A 22,969-nucleotide genomic window follows, 5' to 3' on the forward strand; every position below is an offset into this window, starting at 1 on the left:
CTTCTCCTATCAATTATTAAAATTCTTAGTATATTCACTATAAATGACATCCAACATGTAACTTACACCATATTTTCCATACACATTTATGTCACTTTTTGATTTGTCCTCAGCACTCAGATGATAGACTTTATCGTACCACTCATTAAATATTGGATCTCTCCGTAATGTAATAAGTGTTTTTTGTGATTTGCTTTCAGAAATTAATGGAAATGAAGCATATGCAAAAGTTCCAGTATTTGATATCGTGATTAGAAAATCATCCTCCGATAAATTTAAAAGCAATTCATTGTCTGAATATAGTTCAGATACTAAATAAATCATTTTTTTATTAAAAATCATTGACTGTTGAAATTCCTTTACAAATCCTGCTGAAGTTCCTGTTGTAAGAAAAACGGTATGTCTGCTGTCTTTAATTTGCTTTGCGATGTTATACACTTCTCGCGTATTCATTCTTCTGTCCAACTCTTTAATCATTTCATTTATTTCATTCGTCAATGATTGTCTAAAATTATCTTTCTTCGCATGCTTCATATATGATTGATAACGATCATCATAAGTAGAAAATTCATGCTTTAAGTCTAGGAAGTTTTCATAGCCAATCGATTTACAAAACCTTCGAATACTTGCCCTTGAGACAAAGCACTCATCGGCTACCTCGTAAATATTCAATTGATCTAACTCATGATAATGGTCCAAAAAATAATGGGCCAAAACATAATTCGAATCGCTTTCATCATTTTCATTAATAATGGAGAACAAAGAATGTAGTAAACTAATACGATTTGCTTTCAATCCATTGTCCCTCCCCGGGGAGTGAAATTAGTGTGTTTGCAAACACTTACATTTCATATTTCTATTGTAACAATTACATTTTTAAAGTGGGGTGCAAAATTTGAAACCTATTTTATGACTTAAAGGAAAATGATATGAAATAAGTATTCATTCAAAGAACAAATATAAATAAACATCACCTCTTGATAAGAGGTACATATGAATCAAAGGATGCCTTTCATTTGCCTAAAAAGTTCAAGGCGCCCCATTCGCAAACTACAAACTGAAGCCAAGTAGCAGGACTTTGAGTTACCTCCTTGAATCTGCATCGACTAGGAAAATGTAATTACCATTTTCGAGGAGATGGCGAGGGAACCAACCTTGCCCATTTTGTCATGAGGCTTGACCAGTTTCTCAGTAGTTGCACCCGGAGCTAGACAATAAAACTTGTCTAATGTTTTTGACCAGTTATTTTTATACTTTGAAGCACCATAAATCCTGTCCAATAATCTAATCATAGATTTAGCTTTTTGGAGGCCACTTATTTTTCGTTTTCCAACAAAAACAAAAACCGCCCTTTCTAGTAAAATGTAAGTGACCAAACAAACATTTTAAGAAAGGGCGATTTTTATGAGCAATTAAATGAACGCGATAAAAATGATTCCTTGCAAATTCCCCACTTTACTCGTGAGTTAAAGCCAGCAGCATTTACTCCGACATTTAAACCACTAATTAACGATATCCCCGAAACAAGGAACCCTTCCGAAGCATACTGAAAAATTTCAATGTAGTTACCGATATCCATAAATTTATCACCTAATGCAATTATATATTGAACTAACAGACAATACAGAAACATAGCAGACATGCCACAAACAGAAATGCACTTGGAAAATCGATATATTAAATGTTTTCAAAACAAAACTTCGGACCTGAAATCAATTTCTGGGGAGAAACCCTAAGCGTTTTTTACTAAAATCAGGTAAAAATAGAAGTAAAACAATAACTTGAAATTAATGGTAAAAATGCGATAATTGCCACTAACTTAACTAAAATTACTACTATACGCACCATAAATCCAGTTAAACATAGTAAAAATCAGGTAAAACTGATTTAAAATCTCTTTGTCAGAATCGTCTTTTTTCATTACGTTATAGGTACCCGGGAATACATTGGAAAGGCGCGTCTTTCGGAAAGGGTACTTGATGAAGGACAAAGATTATGAGTTTGAAAAATTAGTAGCGAGCATGCAACCGATTATCCGCTCCATCTTACGCGGCTTGCATATTTACAAAAACCATGAGGAGTATTATCAAATTGCCTTAATCAGCTTGTGGCGGGCCTATCAATCATACGATCCGGAAAAGGCATCCTTGACAACCTACGCTTATCACTATATTCGCGGCTCAATCCTTACCGAACTCCGGAAGCAAATACAAAAAGACGAACACGAACACCAACCGGATGATGTCGGCTGGAACCAGATTGCGAACGAAACAGCCGATAACAAAAGCGACGAAACTTGGATCCTGCAAGACATAATCAAACAACTACCGCCAAAACAGCAACAATTCATTGACTTGCATTTTATAAAAGGTCACAAACTAACTGAAATCGCAGAAAATTTGGGTGTGGGTTACTCAACCGTGAAACTCTGGAAACGGGAAGTACTGGCCGCATTGAAAGAGCAGTTGGGAAAAGAATAAGCCGTTTGTATACCTGTGTTTGGTCAGGGAAAAGGACGAGCAATGAATAATGGTAGAAAACGATAATAAACTGGAATAAATTACTCATGGATAAGCGTAAATGCCCCTTTACGACAAGCAAAATGGATTGAAAAAAATCGGATGGCAAGCTTAAATAAGTTTGCCATTCCGTTATTAAAAGAGAATCTCATCTTTTCACTTATCTTTGAATGCTAGCAGAAATACTATTGATTTTTAAACATATCAAAAAGGTAATCTTTCAATTCTAATGAAGAAAATACTGTTTTTGTTTTCAATAAATTTGTTTTTTCATTCTTTATTTTGTAATTACGGTTAAACCATATTGTATTCCAACCAGCGTTAGCCGCCCCAACAATATCATTAACGTAGCTATCACCTATAAACCATGTTTTGGTTCTATCAAGTTTAAACCTACTTTCAGCCAATCTAAAAATTCCAATATCCGGTTTAGCAATATTCTCTTCCTCAGAAACAATAATCTGTTCTGGAGAAAAATATTTATTTAATCTCAGATTATTAATCTTGTTTCTTTGGCTAGTTGAAGGACCGTTTGTAATGATTATCGTTTGTATATTTTTTGTCTGAAGAAAGTCTAAAATTTCTAAGATACATGGAAAGGGCTCAATTTGTTGTTGATTTTTTTTATATTGGTCTTGGAAATTTTGTGCCTTACTTAAGCTTATATCAATTCCCAGTTGATGAAGCGTATTTCTAATTCTGAAAATGTGTGATTCTTCTAGTGTCCAAATATGATCTTTCACTTTTTCAAAGGCAATATCACTATTTTGTTGAAAAACGTTAAGAAATTTATGAAAAGGGAGAGATTTCGCTTCATCAATTTCTAAAAGGGCTTGTCTTAAAGGTTGCGTTCTGTCATACAATGTATCATCAAGATCAAATGCGATTGTTGTCATATTAAAACATCTCCTTGCTTTATATAAAACGATACAAATAAACGCTATCAAATTCTAATGATTCATCTCAGTTTAAAATGGGAAAAAACGATCAACAATGATACGACCAATAAAATTGACAAGGTGGTAGTTTGAAAATGACAGAGAATGAATTATTACAAAGGTAAGATATAAACGAAATGGTCAAAGATGCTCTTTGGCGGACTCTTCGTAAGTTTCAATTCCTCATAGGTAAGATATAAACTGAAAACATAGAATCTCGTTTTTCAACGGTACCATAGTTTCAATTCCTCATAGGTAAGATATAAACGAAAACTGCCAAGAAATGATCGAACATATTATCGATAGTTTCAATTCCTCATAGGTAAGATATAAACCCACTGGGCATATTGTTCTGAATGTGGACAAATTTTGTTTCAATTCCTCATAGGTAAGATATAAACAAAATAAACACTGGAAAGAAAAAATTCGTCAAACTCTGGTTTCAATTCCTCATAGGTAAGATATAAACCAAAGAAGAAATTCCATTACAAGATATGAAGGAAATGTTTCAATTCCTCATAGGTAAGATATAAACCCGGTTGCCCCAGCAACTATGGCTGAAATAGAATCTTGTTTCAATTCCTCATAGGTAAGATATAAACGATTAGCTACCGGGGCAACTATTAGGGTCGAAGTCTGGTTTCAATTCCTCATAGGTAAGATATAAACGCGCATAAGTATCCGATTGTTCAAACGCTACTTGACTAGTTTCAATTCCTCATAGGTAAGATATAAACTGAAGTGCTTTACTATGATCAAAGCGGTTTAGCGGCGTTTCAATTCCTCATAGGTAAGATATAAACTGTTCGCAAGAATGGCTTTGTGTGGATGGACAAGAAAGTTTCAATTCCTCATAGGTAAGATATAAACGAGGAGTGCGGCGACGGTACGGACTACCGGAAAAAGGGTTTCAATTCCTCATAGGTAAGATATAAACACGCAAGCGAACATCATTGAGTACCGACAAAATCTGTTTCAATTCCTCATAGGTAAGATATAAACAAAGTGTGTTATTACGAAACAGGTTGGGGATTTAGTAGTTTCAATTCCTCATAGGTAAGATATAAACCAATATGAAACAGTTGCAGAAAGAGAATGAACGTTAGTTTCAATTCCTCATAGGTAAGATATAAACCGATCGCAATATACTTGAGCAAGTGTCATGGAATGATTGTTTCAATTCCTCATAGGTAAGATATAAACGAATGGTTCAACAAATATTTCGATGAAGTAGTAGTGTTTCAATTCCTCATAGGTAAGATATAAACCTTTTTGTCTTGACACATGATATAGTTGCCCTCGGTCGTTTCAATTCCTCATAGGTAAGATATAAACGCTTGGGCGGCTTTTTCTGCTGATATAGTTTCCGCAGTTTCAATTCCTCATAGGTAAGATATAAACGCGACCGACGGGCTCTATGTAAACACGTGGTCAATTAGGTTTCAATTCCTCATAGGTAAGATATAAACTTTTCGTCGGGTTGGTTGGTGTACAAAACACCTTTAGTTTCAATTCCTCATAGGTAAGATATAAACAAGGCACGTTGTCTATTTCTCATATACCGGAACAATTTTGTTTCAATTCCTCATAGGTAAGATATAAACTAATGTATCGTGATTACAAACAACCTGACACGAATAGTTTCAATTCCTCATAGGTAAGATATAAACCGATAGAACCTTTTCCACCTAAATACGGATTTTCTTGTTTCAATTCCTCATAGGTAAGATATAAACCCCAAACAATCCTTGATTTAATAAGGTTTTTTGTATTGGTGGTCTTGTGTTAATTATAATAAAAATTTGGTTTTCTAGCAATTATATTTTTCATAAATACACGTAATTTAAGCATTTTCTATTGATTTTTTTACAAAATAACTTGTCGTCGATCCCCCGGGGTTTTTACGCTATTGGAGGTCGACGACAAAAATATGTATTGTCTCTGGGTGACCAAATCCTTCTAATATCCTGTTATTAATAATTGCCCCACCCCCGATTCCGATACCAAAACACTCGTTCTAACTTTTCCATTTCCTTTTTTATATTCTCCATATGTCGCAGCATTTACATCAGTCGTCCATGCGATAGGTACACTGTATCGTTCTTTCATTACACCTAAAAAATTAAAATTATTCCACCCCTTTTTAGGTGTAGTTGTTATAAAACCATATTTCTTTGAATTTTTATTAATATCAATAGGACCAAAAGAGCCAATTCCTATAAAACTCAAATTATGCTTGTCAAAAAATTCAAATACATTGGTTAATGTTTGTTCTGGGGTTGTAGTTCGAATATTAATTTTATCAATTACATCCCCTTTATCATTTCCAACTGCACATACAAATTTAGTCCCCCTGCTTCAATTGCTCCTAGCATTTTTATACTCCTCCTGTTGATCGAAAAATTATTTGGAATTAAATAAAATAAACAGTTTACTCCTTCAAGAAATAAAAACGTTCATTTAGTAAATAGCCAATCATAAACCTGTATGATTGGCTATTTTGTCATATATCTAACGGAATTGTTGCGCAATATCCCATTATTAATTAAATTCACTTCTCCATAAAGGAATATTTTCTGACTTATAAATTTCAGCCTTACCAATAGATCCAAAGAGTTGCATTTTTTTACGAACTACATCTTTGGCCGCATCGATACATTCTGGATAAATAGCATTTGGATCCCAAAGTTCTGTTTCTGAAAGAATTTGCCGACATTTCTTGTAAAACGCAAATTTATAATCTGAAGAAATATTAACTTTTTGAATACCTATTTTAACTGCTTCTGCAATTTCACTATCAGGATTTGATGATCCACCATGTAAAACTAGTGGAATATCAACGACTTCTTTAATACTTTTTAGAACATCCATACGTAATTTTGGTTTTACATCTTTAGGGTAAATACCATGACATGTACCTATTGCAACAGCTAGTGTATCAACGCCTGTTTTTTCAACAAATTCTCTAGCATCCTCTGGTTTTGTATAAATAACTTCTGTAACTCCACCTTCAATTGTAGTACCTGTATTTCCAATAGTTCCTAGCTCACCTTCTACTGAAACATTCACTAAGTGACTTATATCTACAACTTGCTTAGTCAGTTTGATGTTTTCCTCAAAAGGTAACAACGAACCGTCAATCATAACAGAACTAAATCCTGCATGAATTGCACGCATTACGCTTGCTAAACTATCTCCATGGTCGAGATGTAATACAAAAGGAACCGGACTACCCTTCATTCGATTTAATACATAAGTGAAAAATTCATCTTTTACAAATTTTAATTCATCTGGATGTACTGCAATAATTGCAGGAGAATTATTTTCTTCAGCTTCTTCAACAACAACTCTTAAAAAATTACTATCAGCCACATTAAATGCGCCTACTGCAAATTTATGTTCTTTTGCTACTTTAAGTAATTGTTTCATATTTAATAACATGATTATCCCCAGCTTTCTATATATTTTTATAGTGATTTGCCAGTTGATCTTGATAATTTAATATAACGTTTAACTTCTTTTCTACCTGCATCCATCGATTGATGGATCAAGTCAAAATAATTGATTGTTGGATCACGTTTTAATCGTTCATAAATGTAATCAACGTGAGCTTTCATAAAATCAGAACCTACATTTATTTTATTAATCCCTCGTTCAACCGATTTTCTAATATTATCCTCACCACAACCAGAGCCACCGTGTAGGACTAGAGGCATGTTAGTGCCCTTTTTTATCTTATCCAAAATCTCAAAATGGAATTTTGGTACATGACCTTCAGGATAGCTTCCATGACTCGAACCATATGAAATCGCTAAAGCATCTATTCCTGTTTTTTGAGCGAAGTCTATAGCAAGATCAGGATCAGTATACATGGCGTCATTTGACATATTATTTGCTACAGACCCTATATGACCTATTTCACCCTCTACACTAGCACTAAATATTTTCGCAAATTCAACCATATTCTTTGTTATTTCGATATTTTCTTCAATAGGATATCCCGAGGCATCCATCATTACACTTGAAAATCCATCCTTCAGACATCTTTTAACAAAGCCAACATCACTTCCATGATCAAGATTAATTGCTACCTCAACACGAGCCTCATTTGCCATTCGTATAATTGGCTCTGTCAATAGATGACTTCCAAGGTGTTCTTTTAAGTGATCTTGTAATAGATTAATAATAATAGGGGCTCTTAATTCTTGCGCAGATTCAATTACAGCTTTTGCTGTCTCTAAATTAAAGCAATTAATAGCCATTATTGCATAGTTACCACGATTTGCTCGATCTAGCATCCCTTTCATAGAAACATACATTTGTCATCCCTACTATCCTTTTATTAAGAAATCTTTATACTAGATAAATCAAATTCCTCTTCATCATCAAAATAACTATCTTCATCATCAGTTGGTTCCTTCTTCCATAAAAATAGCATTATTCCTGTTACCAACGATCCAATAGATAATGCTAATAGGAATAATAATGGATCGTTTATAGCTGGGACAATAAACATCCCGCCAGATGGAACCGGAGAACCGATATCCCACATCATTGATAGACCACCACCAACGGCAGCACCTAATGTACATGAAGTAACCACACGAACTATATCAACAGCCGCAATTGGAATTACACCTTCAGTAATCATACAGATCCCCATTGGAAAAGCAATTTTAATATTTTCCTCTTCCTTTGATGAATATTTTCTCTTTTTGAATACCTTAGATAAAACCCATGAAATTGTAACACCAAATGGTGGAACCATTGATGCTAATATTTTTACTGCCTCAGGTTCATAAATTCCCTCTAGTAATAATCCATCAGCGAATAATGAAGCAACTTTATTTACTGGGCCACCGAAATCAAACGCTGCCATTCCACCCATAATTGCACCAAACACAAATTTCGTAGATCCCTGCATACTTGTTAGGAATGAAGTTAACCCTTCAGTTGCCCAAACTATGGGAACACCTAAAACAAAGAATATTAATAACCCAATAACTAAACTAGAAATTAGAGGTATAATCATCATAGGCAATAGTCCCTCTGCCCACTTCGGTACTTTTATATGATTTTTCAAAAATACAATAAAATACCCAACCAAATAACCACCTAGCATGCCACCTAGAAAACCAGCACCAATTGCATTCGCAATCAAGCCCATTAACAAACCTGGTGCAATACCTGGACGATCTGCTATAGAATATGCAATACCTGCAGAAATAACTGGAGCTAACAGTCCCATACCCAATACACCTAGCGAAGTAAGAGCTGAAGCAACCGTAAAGCTTTCTTTGTAGTTTTCAATGACTTGGCCACCCGCGAGATTTCCAATTGCAATAAGAAGTCCAGATGCAACAACTAACGGCAACATATATGAAATAGTAGTTAACGCATGTTTTTTTAGTTGTAATTTCTTCAACATCCTATCACCACCTATTTATTAGTATGTAATTCTGCCTCAATTTTTTTATATAATTGTTTCGGTGCTTTAATAGCAAGCTCTGTTGGTATTTCAACTACTCTCTTATCTTTAAATCTTTCTTTCCCACTAACCTTAATATCTGCAGCAATAATGACTAAATCTGCATTTTTAATTTCTTCTGCAGTTAACTCATCCTCAACCCCTATTGTCCCTTGTGTTTCAATTCGCACATTATGACCTAATTCTTGCCCCACTTTAACCAATTTTTCCTTTGCAATATAAGTGTGGGCAATACCTGACGTACATGCAGAAATTCCAACAATATTCATAATAAAACCTCCTATACTAAGTGTTTTTTAACAACAAACGAATAATCTCTTGCTTTGTCTTTACCTGATGAAAACGATTTAAAATTTCTTCATGAGCCAACAAGGTTGCAACTTTTTGTAATAATTTAATGTGCAAGGTATTTGAATCAGATTTTCTTACTGCAAATAGGAAGATAACTTCAATCGGTTTTCCATCCATAGATTCCCATTCTATGGGCTTTTTAGTTCGTCCGATAGCAAGTGTGGTTTTGATGACGCTTTCAGATTTCCCATGGGGAATTGCAATTCCTTTTTCAAGTCCTGTAACACCTTGATCTTCACGATACAAAACATCTTGGATAAAATTTTCCTCACTGTTAATACAGTGATTTTTATATAATAAGTGTGTCAATTCCTGAATAACGCCTAGTTTTGTAGTAGACTTTAATTCCAAATCTATTAAATCGTCATTTATAACTTTTCCAATATCTAAATCTTCAAATTTAACTTCCATTTTAATATCTCCCGTTCGTTTACTAGATTATTCCTAGTATTTACAAGTAAGTTGTTCAATTTGCTGTTTTTTCATCATATAATATTTGACTCACCACCAAGATAATTGGTTTTTCTAACACAGTACTACTTTCTTTCATTGTTTAGTACGTTCAACAATTATTTTCAATGTTAGGAAAAAGTTTCTAGCTTTTCGCTAATTAAAGTGATTATGCAGAAAGTTGGTTCTCCTAATCTTATATACTGGAAACCCTTGTTATTGTTAAAGGCGGACAAGGGCATAAAGCTCAGTTGCGAACAATGAGACTTACTACTGATTCTCATTTTTTTATTGGTTTAGCGCAAAATCTTGTGATAAATAGACCCTAGCAATAATATTCTTGTTTGGGTGGTATCACTTGCCTGATTGAAAGACACTATATCTTCTAATAATAAGCCGTAAGCTTTAATGAGAACCTTTTAATAATCCCGTTATAGTGAGCTTTTATGATGTTTGTAACATCAATCATTGGTTCGAGTCGACAACGAAGTACCCATTAGATTCAATTCTTTAATACTATTGGTGTGTTTTCACGAGGATAATGATAAATTTCTTGCTTGGTTAGACAAATACGACAAGCTTTTGCTGTGTCTAAATTACAGGCTATTGACCGATCTAGCATTACCTTTTAGTTTTTTGATAAGTTTTTTCATTTTTTCAGCTAAATATATCGAGTGATTTTTAGGTTTTTACGACTTTTTTGTTCATTTCTGCGGACTTTGTAACATCTCCTCTCTAGAAAATATCTCCAATAAGTCTTACTGCATAGGTATTGAAGTGACTGAATAATAAGTAGTTATCACCACCTCGCAACACACATATCGTGTGTTTTTGTTTATTATAGTTCAAAAAAATAAAGTTGTCAACTCACTTTGTGTGTTTTTATGATCAAAAAACACGATTTGTGTTATTTGTTGTAGAAAAAGGAATGGAGTGATTTTATGATTGATCCTTTTTGTTTACGTTTAGAAAATTTACGTGAAAGATCTGGATATACAAAAAAGGAGTTAAGCCAAAAACTTGGATTTTCAGCAAATGTTTATGGAGCATATGAACGAGGAGAACGTCGTCCCAGTTTAGAAACCTGTTGTAAACTAGCCAACCTTTTTAATGTCTCTTTAGATTATCTTTTATGTGGGAAAGAATATAATCAAGGAAATATTGAAACCGAAGAATCCCAATTAACAGAAGTGATAGAACTGTTTAAGGAAAAAGGTCTCAAACACCCATACATCTTACAATTAGATAAATGGGAAGAGTTATCAAAAGAGGACTTACAAGAATTAACTAACCATTTTAATTGGGTCGTTCATAAAGCAAGGCTAAGAAAGAAAGCGTAACCAACTCGCATTATGATAAAGGTATGTAGTAAAAATAAATTAAGAGGATTGCGAACAACAATAAATCTAATACAAAGCAGCTTTTGACATGGAGTGGTGAGCATAATAGTCCCTGTTGGTACTGGGGCTGTCGAAAAGTAACTCCCAATCAAACAACAACGCATATAAATAACCAGCACCTTTTAATAAGATTTAAATATCAAACAATATGCCAGATTAAAAGCTTACTACTTGTCCCCATTACATACATTGCATTCAGTAAGCAAAAAATGTGAATACAAGTCTTCCGATACCCTCATTAATTCCAACATCCATGATCAAAACGGGTAAGTTTAAAATTTCCTTCTTCAAACGGGATAGATGAGTACATCATTAAAAGGTAATGAGGGAATTAATAAATCTATGAGTTAAGATTATACAAGTATTAAAAACATTTACACCATCTGTAGAAAAGCGGACTTGAGAAGAAACTGACCGACGACATTATAAAGCTTCCCGATGCTGTCTTTACTGGGGAATACGACTAAATTACCTGGAGTGATGGTCCTGTGAAAAACTTTGAAGAAGAGTATAATGTATTCTAAGATGCGTTAAAAATACCTAAACCTTGGTATGTTTTCCATAATGAATTAGCTAAATTATCCAGTGACTTCTTCCAGCGTTGATCAGTTTCTTTACATTGTTTTTGTGATTTTTATATCTGTGATAGAGGTAAGCTTTTGCTTTCTTTTTCTGCCTGTACTTCGCATTCGAAAACAATTACGCCAAAGCCTCTGTAATCCATATTGTTCACCCCGGTCAGGTGATTTCCCCTTGCTGTTCGCTTTCACGTATCTTTTCTATTAGCCTTCCTATCTAACATACACAAAAGAAGGACAATGTTATAAACTGGCACATTATTTCGGCAAAAAATACCTACTTTTATCAAATTAGAACAGATTTTTTCACAAACTTTTTTGTATATTCTCTGTCACTTATTTATATTTATAGCAAAAATGGCTTGACATGGAGCTTCTGTAGGCATGATTCCTAAGCCAGGAAGCCAGCAGTTTCATGGGCTGGCTTCACCAAACAAGGCTATCATGCCCACCACTCCTTGTAAAGCCTTGCTTCTAACTTTATAAGATATTGAGATATTGGATGCCGAATTATTTTGAAAATCATAATCTGAAATAAAGTGAAAATTTACAACAATGCCAATAAATCACATCATACTTTTTAATAATAGATTGCTTACTTCTCTTTTCTAACTCCCTTAAAAGGAGATCCACTTTTCACATCCATAAACCGGCCGTCCTCTCCTCGTTTCACATAGGTGTTGTTTTTTCGATTATAAGCTTGAGAACTTTTTTTCCGCTCCTTGCCGATATCCTTTCCTCGTATTTTTTGCCATAACCTTTCATCTCTTTTCTTGTTGTTAATAAGCCCATTCCATCGATTTATAAAATTACCCATCAATTAAACGATAGATTGCAGGCAGAACATTTTGAATGTTAATTGATTTTATTTGGTTTTTCCTAATTCGTTGTACTGTTCCACTACGAAGATTCCAATATTCGTATTCATTGTATTTATCAAAATTGGCGGGACTTGAGAATTTCGTATAAAGACAACGTAATATACCAAGTTCAATCGTTATTTCTGTGGATGGTCCATATGTCAATAAAGCTAGACGATTTTCTGATAGATTATGAACATAGGTTAATTTTATAACTATTTTATTATAGGCATGACCTGGGGTTGGAATGCTGATTTTATCCTCAAATCGTAAATATTTTTCAAAGAGTTTCGTTTTGGATTCTGCTATATTTAAAAATCCATTCAAAAAACTAACGACTAATTTCTGCTTCTTTTCCAAGGCAAAGTATTCATCTATTGGGGCAATTGACTTTTGTTCAAATACACTTTTAAGTTTACTTTCGGTTGTTCCAATAGCCTGGCCAAAATTTATCTTTTGCCTTTGTGTTAAACTTGATGTTATTCCAAAGTAAGATTGACAAACTTTATACAAATTTGATGATTTCGTTGCCAATAAAATTTCCCCTTTGCAAAATTTTTAAAAAAAGAAGGAATTGCACGTTTTAGTGTATAATTTACTATAAATATATATTCATTTGGACACTAAGTGAGATTTGTCTGTCCTTGTCCAATTCTAAAATCCATTGTTGCCTCAATGGATTTTTTAGTAATCTAGTTCATCTAAAAAAACTAGATTACTATGGTAACCTTTACAATAATTTTTATTAAAACTCCTTTCTTTAAGAAATTTAGGCTACCATCTTTTCCATATACTAATTATATTAGCTGCATATGTAAAATTCAATATATAGTATTCGATTTTAAATATCGTTACTATATTTTGTGTTTAAAAGCAAATTATTTTCCTTTTGTCAATAATTCGACATAATGAATTTAACGAAAGATATGTCCTTTTAATAAAAGAATAATCTAGAATGGGGCCAATTTATTGAGAGGATGGATCTTCTTTATTCTATGAAACTAACTAACCTACCAAGTGAGCTATCTAAATCCTAGACGCTCATTCGGTGGGTTGCTTTTTTCTCGTTATTTTCTTTTTTTCGCTTTCTTTTGACCTTAAATTTGCAAGAGCCTTCCTTTCAAATAAGTGTGTCCGGAAAGGAATAAGCTGTTTTTGAGGATTGAAATCATCTATTTCTTTTAAATTTATTCACGAGCCACTCGTATTCCTCACGATATTTTGTTGCCAGTTCCTATTAGTCAAAAATTCCCAATACTCGAATATAAATTAATAATGAAACATTAATAGTTTGGCAGTTAGAAAATATTCTAAAATCACCCGTAAAGGTTCACTTTTGCACATAGGTATTAGCATTACAATAAAGGAGTATCCGAGCTACCTAATGATCAAAGATTTAGCTTTTTGGAGGCCACTTATTTTTCGTTTTCCAACAAAAATAAAAAACCGCCCTTTCCAATAAAATGTAAGTATCCAAACAAACATTTTAAGAAAGGGCGATTTTTATGTTTATGGCAATATAAAAGTGCAGAGCTTTGCAAGGCAAAAATGCAGAGTACTGCACTAATTTTGTTCCAAAAATAAAAAAAGACTTGCCAGCCACCCCAAGTCCCCACTACATTAATTGTGTCAAGCAATTTTTGGTAGTGGAGGTAAGAAAGGATGCTAACAATGTCTGATATTAATTGTATCAAAAAGTTAAGAAATGAAAAAGGCCTATCGATTTCCGAAATAGAAAGAACAATGAAAATTAACTGGCGGACAGCAAAAAAGTATGCTGATGAAGATCAGCTTCCTCAAGAAAGAGAATGTAAAAAAACAGAAATGATGTATGAGGAAAAATGGGGAGAAATTGTCTCTGACTGGCTTTTTGAGGATTCAAAGCTAAAGAAAAAGTCCAGAAGAACAAAGAAACAAATCAGTTTTTGGCAATTAAAAAATGTATGAAATGGCAAATAAAGATATTCAATTTCATGTATAAATTTCACCTTTTATCGCTTTACATGGAGCCTCTGCGGGCATGATTACTTGCAAAGGGGGAAAGGTCTACAGAACTTTGCAAGTCAAACAGCCTATCATGCCCGCCACTCCATGTAAAGCGGTGAGCATGCAAATATTATGCATACTCATGTTTGCCAAATACTACAAAAATTAATTGCCATAACCAACTTGTCCTCTTTGAAAAATACGTTGGCATCCCTATACACTTACTAATGAAAACATTCCCATATTCCCACTAGACCTTTTTTGAATCGTTTTCATTCCCATCTCTATAAATCTTTTAATGATAAACTCACCCCCTATTATTTTCAGTATTCTGTCAATGGAGAATCTAGTTGTTCAAACAATTAACTATTTGTTCCCATTTTTTAGTTAACCTGTCTTAAAGTTTTTGCAACAGTATCTTTAGTTAATTAGAAGGACTCCTATTAATCAGCATTTTATTACATATAGTTCTAAAAGTCAATACTTTTTATGATTATTTGTTCTAAAAGGAAAATGTATATAGGAATTATAAAAAACCACGGTAAACTAGAAATATATGATCGTCAAAGGGGTTCTGTGTGATGGATAAAAATAAAGTTGGCAATCAATTAAAAGCGCTTAGAAAGGCAAAAAATATGACTACTCAAGAGTTAGCGGATAAGGTAAACATTTCACAATCTTACATCAGCCGATTTGAAAATGGACGTGCAATTCCCGATATAGAAATGTTGGAAAGTATATTAACTGCTCTAGATACAGATCTTGCTACTTTTTTCTCTTCAGAACTAGAAGAAATGCCTGACGATTTAATCCAACTTTTGAATACTGTAAAAACTTTAAGTCCGGAAGCGCGAAGAAAACTAAATGAGTTCTTACTATTAGTGAAAAAAGAGTAGAAATAAATATTTTAGAACGTTGATAGACTAAAACAGCCATTAAAATGAATGATGGCTGTTTTTTAAACTCAAGTTGGGTCTGACCCTATGTTTAGTTGACCATATGTATAAGGAAAATATTGTTAGGCAGAAAGTAAATTATTAACTCCTTCAATTAGTGAGCGAATCACAGTGAATGGGGAAGCAAGCGAGAGCACGGTGGGAAAGTAAGTAAATTCATTATTTCTTGCTGTGTTTTGTATGAATTTCCTTACCCGATTCTTCTTTTTGAACGAAACAAGGGTCAATGACTGTTAAAGGATGGCGGTTGGAATGGCAATGAATTATGGAGTTAACATAATGAATCCATGAATTACGATCAGTAAATGTATAGTACTAATGGATACTCCTTTTACGACTGCAAGCGAATCGACTGAAAAAAAATCAGATGGCATGCTGGAATAAGTTTACCATTCATTTTCTACCAACAGAATCTGAACGTTTGCCATTCTTTATGCAAAAACCTTTGTATGATCAGAAGTCATACACACAAAACTTGTCAAATAGGAAGAATGCTGCGGTTGCATTTTTGCAAACTACCCTTGTAACGAAGCTTTACACCAAATTTAATCAAACATTTGTTTAAATATTTTGATGAACATTACCAGTCATTTAGTCTATAAATATATTTTCACTAGTGTTGCATAAATAATATCATGATTTTCAGATTAATTCTTTTCCCAACTTAGGGTCAAAAAAGTAAATACCCAACTAAAGGTGGCCCTATCCATTCGGAATTTATATACAATTAAGACTTGTGCAACAACTACATTTTAATGATTAAGGGACAGTTTTTCCTTCGATTTTTCGAATCCAAATATGCGCTGGTTTCCACAATGCAGCCCTTAAATAACGACTAATTTGCAAGATTTTACGCTTACTTTTTGTTTCGATTTGTGCGAGGATATGTAAGCAATAAACAATCAGTGCAATAAACACTTAATCTTGAATCGCCCATTCGCTTTGACCATAAAATTTTTTGATATTGAGATGTTGTTTGATCCATTTAAAAAATAGTTCGATAGCCCAACGTGATTTATCCATCTCTGAAATTTCTTCGGCACTCAAATCAAAACGATTCGTAATCAAATGGAGTACATTTCCTTTTGAATCCATTACTTTTAGAAGGCGAAAGTAGTTTTCAGATCGGTTTTGAGTCGTTCCAATCAAGACCATTTGATCCGATAAAACAGATGAACTCTCGGGTAGTTTAAAATCATAAACCTCCCGTACAACTGCGTTTTTTCGTAGTCTTGAAAGAAAAAAGTAACCATCGTCTGTCATACGGTCAAATCTTTCGTAGTCTAGATAACCACGGTCAAACACATACATGCATTCCTTGTCGTCCACCATAATCTCAAGCTGACCACGATCGTGTTCGTTTGCCGTTGTTATCACGGCCTTTTCAGGGTAAGAAGTTCCTTTTTCCATAAATACAAGGCGTAAATGTAACTTTTCCCCCGCCTTTGTTTTACGGAACTTTGCCCATCTATGATTGGTCAAATTGAGTGGTAATGTGCTTGAATCAATAATTTTTAACGGCATGATTCGTTTTATGTAGTGTGTTTTAGCGTGAATTTGTCCGACTAGATCAAGAAAAGCGACTGAAACAGATCTGGATTCATGCCATTTAATCGGCGAGATAGCTGAGAAATACTTATAGAATCAAGGTTCACTGCTTTTTGAAGTTGGTCATCGAAAAGGCAATCGCCCAATGCATGAAGACTTTCAACTTCCTTAAGTTGTGCAAAAAGTAATAATTTAAGAAATGACTCTGTCGTTAATTTTTTTGTATAGAAATCTAATTTCATTGTTTTCACGTTTTCTTCTAAAACTCTCAGATTTATCGGTGAAAACCATTGTCCAAATGAATTTTTTCGTGTAATCTTATCCATGAGCGTTGTCCTTTTTAATGGATTTGGACGGATTACCACCAACTATTTCCATTATAAAGGACTTTTTCTTTGTTCTAAATAATAAAATTGAAGATTTTGCGTATTTTTAATAGATAATTTAAATTAATGCAACACTAGTGCCGAAGTATATAAAGTTAATTAACATATGAAAGCTTATAAAACAATGGAAGAAATAGCGAGACTATTTAGAGATACCGGATTTACTACAGTAGAGTTTTATGAAAATCCAGATAAAAAATGGATAAGTGTGAATGGGAAAAGATAGCGAGGCTTCTTTATATTGAAGTGTATTTGTATATAGAATCATACGTACGGTGGTTTGAGAAGAGGCTAGCCAAATAATAGCTGGCCTCTTACTGGATTTTTTTAATTATTCAAGATATCGTCTAGCCCCAGCGTATTCCTCACCATATCCGGGCGCACGGTAATTATCAATGCGTACTGTAGAAGCTGTGTTTGGTGAATGGATCATTTTTCCACCCCCAATGTACATACCTACATGATGGACTCGTCCTTTTCCTTCATCATATGCAAAGAAAATCAAATCGCCAGGTTGCAAGTCTTCTTCCGCGACAGGTGTGCCTTGAACAGCTTGAACAGATGAATCGCGTGGAATTGTGATTCCATGGACTTTATAAATAGTATGGGTAAATCCAGAACAATCAAAGCCAAATCCAGATGTACCAGCCCAAAGATAGGGGAGATCTAAAAATTGGTATGCTGTATCGAGTAAATCATCTGCTGTTGGTTTCGGAATATCCTTAACAGAATGATAAACTTGTACGTCTTCCTTTTTCAGCCATTTTTGGCCGTCACTTGGCGTTGCAACTTTAACAGCATTTTTTGTTTCGGCGATGACAGGAAGTCTCGTACTGATACTAATTTCCATGAAAGCCTGTTCGAAATTTGGATCATCATATAACAATGCTGTTGGTGAAGAAATGTGGGCAAAAGGTCTTTTCTCTAAAAACTTTTCAAATTGCTCATTTTTTGTTAATTGGTTTGCTGGCATCCAACCAGGATACCCAGCCTCTTCTCGTGGAGTTGGTTGACCATGTACAGCCACCTTTACCCAATCTCCTTGTTTTTCAAGGATGGTCACTTCTGTACCAAGTAATCCTTGAGTTTCCAAATTACCAACAAGCCAAAGCTTTTCATCATAAGTCATCGATGTTGTCCATTTCCACATGTCTACAGGATTCGTAATGGAAGGTTCATCAACAGGCCGAGTAATACCAGGTTCGGTCCATAAAGTTGCTACTGATACATCAATATAGGCATTTTCACCAACTTTAAGTTCTTCCTGCAAAGTATTCGCGCTGACTGAGGTCCAAGAAGTCAATAGAAAGCAGGTTACAATAACAATAAAAAGTAGCCATTTTCTCATCATTAACACACCTCTCATCTTTTATTTTTATAAAGAAACGGGGTTCAAACCAATTCCCGCAACTTCCGGCAACTGAATTTTCGAATTTTGAAAATATAAGTTGGCTTGGTTGTCATTGAGCCATAACGGTGGGTCCAGATCAATTTTTGTAATATTTGGATGAGCAGCTGCTAGATGGGCTGCTGCTAAAACAGACAATGTTGATTCCATCATGGCACCAAGCATACACTCAATTCCAGCGGTTTCTGCTATACTAGCAATCTTATACGCTTCAGAGAGACTGCCGGCTTTCATTAGTTTAATATTAATGAGATCCGCTGCCTGCAGCTTGACAATTTCAATTGCATCCTTAGCGGAGTAAACACTTTCATCGGCCATAATCGGAATGTTAACCCTGTCACGAACAAACTTTAACCCTTGGATATCATGTTGGGGTACAGGCTGTTCGATGAATTCAATCGGGAAGTTTCGCTTTTCAAACTCGCCAATAATTTTTACAGCTTCCTTTGCATTCCAACCTTGATTGGCATCAATCCGTAATATAATGTCGTTACCTAATTCATCATAGATGGACTGAATTCGTTCTATATCCTTCTGTCCATTGATGCCCACTTTAATCTTTAACGTTGTGAAGCCTTGTGCGACGGCTTTTTTTGCATCTTGGACCATTTCTGATGGTTCGTTAATACTAATGGTCATGTCATTCACAAGTGTATTCACTTTACCACCAAATATTTGATAGAGTGGGACATTTAGCTGTTTTGCGTAGGCATCATATAGAGCCATACTTAAAGCTGCCTTTGCACTTGTATTTCCTACGCAACTAGTTTGAATGATTTTTTCATTAACTCCAATATTTTCTATGTCATTACCAATAATGCTTGGAAAGAGTATATTGTCTAAAATACTATTGATTCCTTGAAGGGAGTCGCCAGTAACCGCTTCAGTTGCGACAGCGGTACCGTATCCAGTCGTCCCATTTTCAAGCGTAATTTTTACTGTAATACTATTAATTTTTGTTGCTGTACGAACAGCAGTTTTAAATGGTTTTTTTAAAGGCGTATGTTCAGTAAAAAAATGTGCTTCACGAATTTTCACTTAAAAACCTTCTTTCTGTTATAGTCCTGATAATAAGTAAGCTGTTAGTATTCCATAATAGGTTCCGAGTAAGTTTCCTAATAACGCCATCAATACGCCAACAGGTACTAGTGACTGATGATAAGCCCCTGCTAAAACTGGTGCAGATGCCATACCACCAACATTGGCTAAGGAAGCTACACCCATCGTGAATAAGTCAAGTTTAAATAGTTTCGCAACTAGTAGCATAGCTAAAGCATGGATGAGTAAAATCATAAATCCAGATAGAATATAAATTGGCGCTTGGAAAATTTGTGAGAAATCGGCATGGGATGCGATTAAAGCAATAATGACATAAAGCATAACTCTTGATATTTCACTCGATCCAGGAATTTTAGCAACTGATGTTACAGCTAAAACTAAACCAATAATCGATGCAATAATAACTGCCCATGTTGTTGTATTAAAAACAGCACCGATTGCTGGCAGATTTCCACCAATTTCCCAACAAACTGCGGATAAAAAGATACTCCCACCAACGAGTACCATCATCTCATTGAAACCAATTTTCCCCTTCTCTTTTTCATCTGCTACAGCTACTTCTATCTCACTTGGAACATCTACACCTTTAGCACCTGTCCAACGATTAAAACGTGCCGCATGGGGAACAAGCCAAAACATAAACATTACCCAGATCGAATAGTTAATCGTATCCATTATTAAGGCGTAACCAAAAATGTTTTCTGGCACGTCTAAAATGTCCTGTAAGGCAACCATATTAGCTGAGCCACCTGTCCAGCTCCCACTAAGAGCAGCGAATGCTTTCCATGTATCTTCGGCATAAAAGCCTTTTAGCAATGAATACGTGATTACAAAACCAACAATAATGGTTAAGGATGCAAAAAAGAAGGTTAAAAGAATTTTAGGCCCCATTTTAATGATTTTTCGTAAGTCACAATGCAATAGCATGAGAATTAGCATAGCAGGTAGTAATAAATCTTTGACACCTGTATATACGGCATCATTCGAAGCACTATCTGCAAAGACACCAGCCGTTTGTAAAACCGCACCGAAAATGTAAATCAGGACAATACCAGGTATATATTTAAAAAGCTTGGAGTCCTTCCATTTCTTTTCGGCATAGGCTACAATGGCTGTTAAAAAAAGTAATACTCCTAAATAAAGCACACCATTTTGAATCAATTTTCTCTACCCCCTTATAATTTATAAATATAAAAAACCCAGCAAATAGGTAAGTGTGTGACCTATTTGCTGGGTTTCATCTGCGTATTATTTAACAGAAGAAGCAGCATTAACGAATTTTAAATATTTTAAATGAGCATTTCGAAAAGCAACAATAAATGCCTTTTGTGACGAACCAAAATAACGTTTTTCGAAGTCTGATGTTATTATTTCGATATCGAGAATAGATTTGCCAATTAGTAAACTTTTAATAAATTGCTTTGTCAAATCAAGTGTTGCAGAACAATCAGCATCAATGATTTCCCCACTATCCCGATCAACAACCAATCCGATATAAAAGGCATTATATTTTTGCGTAATCGGATTATTAGCCGCAGCCTTTGCATCACCGATAATAAAAATGGTTTCATTATTAAACATCGTATCACCAGCCTTTTACCCATCTACGCTAAGGGACATTTATGATGAAGTCACAAATGATTCTTACCGTATGCACTAGGCTATAACTCCATTTTTATAAAAATTTGAATAAATGTCAATATATAAATTTAAATTCTTTTAAAAACTAATATATTTATCGAAAGGATTGATAAATAGTTTATAGTATTAATCAACAATATTAAAGCGTAGGAAGACAAGTACTTAAACTTTGTTTTCTAAAACTTCCGTTTAAATAGATAAAGTCCCGCCCAAATCATGTTTGTGAGCCCCAGTGTTTTTTTAATTGGAGTATGCAAATTTTATTTTTATTTGTCAGACAAAATAACAAATATAGTTAACAGAATATTATTTAGTATAATATAATTTTGTTAAATCGTACAATTACTGCAAGGATGTGGGAGAAATAGATATATGGAATATCCACTAAAGCTTAAATCAATTAAAAGGAAAACGTTATCAGATATGGTTGTGGATGAAATTATTACTCTCTTAACGACAGGTAAACTTAAACCTGGAGATAAATTACCATCTGAGCTTGAACTGGTGGAGATGCTTAATGTTAGTCGCTCCGTTTTGAGGGAAGCGCTAATTTCACTCGAAACATTAGGAGTGATTGAAAGAAGAACAAAAGAAGGGACCTTTATATCTCATAAAATAGGTACGCGCCCATATCATTTGATGCTATTACTGCAACGGATATAAATATTCTAATGGAAACACGAATGGCACAGGAACTCGGATTTGTCACATTAGCAGCAGAAAAAATAACAAAAACTGAACTGAAAAGTTTAAAAAAGTCGATAGATGCGATGAGAAATAATGTTGACAATTATGATGAATTAGATAAAGAGTTTCATAAAATCATTGCCAGTTCAGGAAATAATCATATTAATGAAGGCATCATTGAACCATTAATGTCTTTCTTTTATGAAACGTATAATAATATTATGAAATAGTTTGGCAAAGTACCTATATTCAAGTGGTTCTTTGTGGTCAACCATCTTATATGGGTGTGAACCTTGTTATCAGTGACCTCAGTTCTATATGCTCTTGGCAACTTTAACCATATCCGTGATTCGAAAATATCTTGCTCAAGCAGCTTCAATTCCTCATAGGTAAGATATAAACGCCATTGCTTCGGTAGATGAAAACACAAAGTGGAAATATTTCAATTGCTCATAGGTAAGATATAAACTGTATCCACTTTGGCGCGGCTTCACCGTTTGACACAAATTTCAATTCCTCATAGGTAAGATATAAACTTTGTCACTGGCATTTTAAGTCCTAGTACATATTTGGTTTCAATTCCTCATAGGTAAGATATAAACTCACCTCCTTTTACTCGAATGAAAAACCGAATCCGTGTTTCAATTCCTCATAGGTAAGATATAAACTGAAGCCTTAGGCTACGAAGAATATCGAGAGGAAGCGTTTCAATTC

General features: G+C 34.3%; 19 protein-coding genes, 1 pseudogene and 2 CRISPR repeat arrays (1 of these 22 only partly in view). Of the genes and pseudogenes, 6 read left to right on the forward strand and 14 right to left on the reverse strand.

Annotated features, from left to right (window positions below):
* Positions 1-9 precede the first annotated feature (9 nt).
* A complete protein-coding gene (locus NSQ14_RS17295; protein WP_343127082.1) occupies positions 10-795 on the reverse strand; it encodes a hypothetical protein in 786 nt (261 codons plus the stop codon).
* Positions 796-1,979: 1,184 nt separating this feature from the next.
* On the opposite strand from NSQ14_RS17295, the gene NSQ14_RS17300 reads away from it, so the two are divergent.
* Positions 1,980-2,480 carry a sigma-70 family RNA polymerase sigma factor gene (locus NSQ14_RS17300; RefSeq protein WP_343127083.1) on the forward strand — a complete coding sequence of 167 codons (501 nt, stop codon included), beginning with the start codon at positions 1,980-1,982 and terminating at the stop codon, positions 2,478-2,480.
* A 224-nt stretch (positions 2,481-2,704) separates the two neighbouring features.
* Here the strand turns inward: NSQ14_RS17300 and NSQ14_RS17305 are convergent, their stop codons facing one another.
* The 7 genes from NSQ14_RS17305 to NSQ14_RS17335 all read right to left on the reverse strand — a co-directional run bounded on the left by NSQ14_RS17305 (position 2,705) and on the right by NSQ14_RS17335 (position 9,707).
* Entirely contained in the window at positions 2,705-3,415 is a 711-nt protein-coding gene (locus NSQ14_RS17305) for an HAD family hydrolase (protein WP_251246457.1), read from the reverse strand.
* A 214-nt stretch (positions 3,416-3,629) separates the two neighbouring features.
* Positions 3,630-5,193: a CRISPR direct-repeat array (repeat unit 30 nt; unit sequence GTTTCAATTCCTCATAGGTAAGATATAAAC).
* A 223-nt stretch (positions 5,194-5,416) separates the two neighbouring features.
* On the reverse strand, positions 5,417-5,764 hold the full coding sequence (locus NSQ14_RS17310; RefSeq protein ID WP_343127913.1) for an ROK family protein: 348 nt from the start codon (positions 5,762-5,764) through the stop codon (positions 5,417-5,419).
* A 234-nt stretch (positions 5,765-5,998) separates the two neighbouring features.
* Positions 5,999-6,898 (reverse strand): ketose-bisphosphate aldolase, encoded by a 900-nt coding sequence (locus NSQ14_RS17315; RefSeq protein WP_343127084.1) that lies wholly within the window; start codon positions 6,896-6,898, stop codon positions 5,999-6,001.
* Between the two features lie 26 nt (positions 6,899-6,924).
* Complete coding sequence (locus NSQ14_RS17320) at positions 6,925-7,776, reverse strand: class II fructose-bisphosphate aldolase (protein ID WP_343127085.1); 852 nt, start codon at positions 7,774-7,776, stop codon at positions 6,925-6,927.
* A gap of 23 nt (positions 7,777-7,799) precedes the next feature.
* The gene (locus NSQ14_RS17325; RefSeq protein ID WP_343127914.1) at positions 7,800-8,882 is read right to left on the reverse strand and encodes a PTS fructose transporter subunit IIC; all 1,083 of its coding nucleotides are present in this window, start codon (positions 8,880-8,882) and stop codon (positions 7,800-7,802) included.
* Positions 8,883-8,896: 14 nt separating this feature from the next.
* Positions 8,897-9,214 carry a PTS fructose transporter subunit IIB gene (locus NSQ14_RS17330; RefSeq protein WP_034773074.1) on the reverse strand — a complete coding sequence of 106 codons (318 nt, stop codon included), beginning with the start codon at positions 9,212-9,214 and terminating at the stop codon, positions 8,897-8,899.
* Positions 9,215-9,230: 16 nt separating this feature from the next.
* Positions 9,231-9,707, reverse strand: a complete 477-nt coding sequence (locus NSQ14_RS17335) for a PTS sugar transporter subunit IIA (RefSeq protein ID WP_328167140.1) — start codon at positions 9,705-9,707, stop codon at positions 9,231-9,233.
* Positions 9,708-10,687: 980 nt separating this feature from the next.
* Between NSQ14_RS17335 and NSQ14_RS17340 the strand changes: the two genes are divergently transcribed.
* Complete coding sequence (locus NSQ14_RS17340; protein ID WP_343127086.1) at positions 10,688-11,086, forward strand: helix-turn-helix transcriptional regulator; 399 nt, start codon at positions 10,688-10,690, stop codon at positions 11,084-11,086.
* A gap of 1,447 nt (positions 11,087-12,533) precedes the next feature.
* On the opposite strand, the gene NSQ14_RS17345 is transcribed toward NSQ14_RS17340, so the two are convergent.
* Entirely contained in the window at positions 12,534-13,118 is a 585-nt protein-coding gene (locus tag NSQ14_RS17345; RefSeq protein WP_343127087.1) for a hypothetical protein, read from the reverse strand.
* A 1,137-nt stretch (positions 13,119-14,255) separates the two neighbouring features.
* On the opposite strand from NSQ14_RS17345, the gene NSQ14_RS17350 reads away from it, so the two are divergent.
* On the forward strand, positions 14,256-14,531 hold the full coding sequence (locus NSQ14_RS17350; RefSeq protein ID WP_269920223.1) for a hypothetical protein: 276 nt from the start codon (positions 14,256-14,258) through the stop codon (positions 14,529-14,531).
* Positions 14,532-15,151: 620 nt separating this feature from the next.
* Complete coding sequence (locus NSQ14_RS17355) at positions 15,152-15,466, forward strand: helix-turn-helix domain-containing protein (protein WP_034773096.1); 315 nt, start codon at positions 15,152-15,154, stop codon at positions 15,464-15,466.
* A gap of 819 nt (positions 15,467-16,285) precedes the next feature.
* On the opposite strand, the pseudogene NSQ14_RS17360 reads toward NSQ14_RS17355, so the two are convergent.
* The 5 genes and pseudogenes from NSQ14_RS17360 to NSQ14_RS17380 form a co-directional block, all read right to left on the reverse strand.
* A pseudogene (locus tag NSQ14_RS17360) lies at positions 16,286-17,400 on the reverse strand (IS4 family transposase).
* A 391-nt stretch (positions 17,401-17,791) separates the two neighbouring features.
* Positions 17,792-18,808: a C40 family peptidase gene (locus NSQ14_RS17365; RefSeq protein ID WP_343127088.1), complete on the reverse strand. Its 1,017-nt coding sequence runs from the start codon at positions 18,806-18,808 to the stop codon at positions 17,792-17,794.
* 27 nt (positions 18,809-18,835) lie between these two features.
* Positions 18,836-19,906, reverse strand: coding sequence for a dipeptide epimerase (locus NSQ14_RS17370; RefSeq protein ID WP_034773098.1), 1,071 nt, complete (start codon positions 19,904-19,906; stop codon positions 18,836-18,838).
* Between the two features lie 18 nt (positions 19,907-19,924).
* On the reverse strand, positions 19,925-21,088 hold the full coding sequence (locus NSQ14_RS17375; protein ID WP_251245718.1) for a DUF819 domain-containing protein: 1,164 nt from the start codon (positions 21,086-21,088) through the stop codon (positions 19,925-19,927).
* 87 nt (positions 21,089-21,175) lie between these two features.
* Positions 21,176-21,508, reverse strand: a complete 333-nt coding sequence (locus tag NSQ14_RS17380; protein WP_034773101.1) for a DUF3870 domain-containing protein — start codon at positions 21,506-21,508, stop codon at positions 21,176-21,178.
* Positions 21,509-21,940: 432 nt separating this feature from the next.
* On the opposite strand from NSQ14_RS17380, the gene NSQ14_RS17385 reads away from it, so the two are divergent.
* Positions 21,941-22,231, forward strand: coding sequence for a FadR/GntR family transcriptional regulator (locus tag NSQ14_RS17385; RefSeq protein ID WP_051989190.1), 291 nt, complete (start codon positions 21,941-21,943; stop codon positions 22,229-22,231).
* An 8-nt stretch (positions 22,232-22,239) separates the two neighbouring features.
* Entirely contained in the window at positions 22,240-22,485 is a 246-nt protein-coding gene (locus NSQ14_RS17390; RefSeq protein ID WP_235371747.1) for an FCD domain-containing protein, read from the forward strand.
* Positions 22,486-22,627: 142 nt separating this feature from the next.
* A CRISPR array of direct repeats spans positions 22,628-22,969; the repeat unit is 30 nt; unit sequence GTTTCAATTCCTCATAGGTAAGATATAAAC; it runs 20 nt beyond the window's last position.

The sequence above is a fragment of the Caldifermentibacillus hisashii genome (genome assembly GCF_039654145.1).
GTDB classification, from domain to species: domain Bacteria; phylum Bacillota; class Bacilli; order Bacillales; family Caldibacillaceae; genus Caldifermentibacillus; species Caldifermentibacillus hisashii.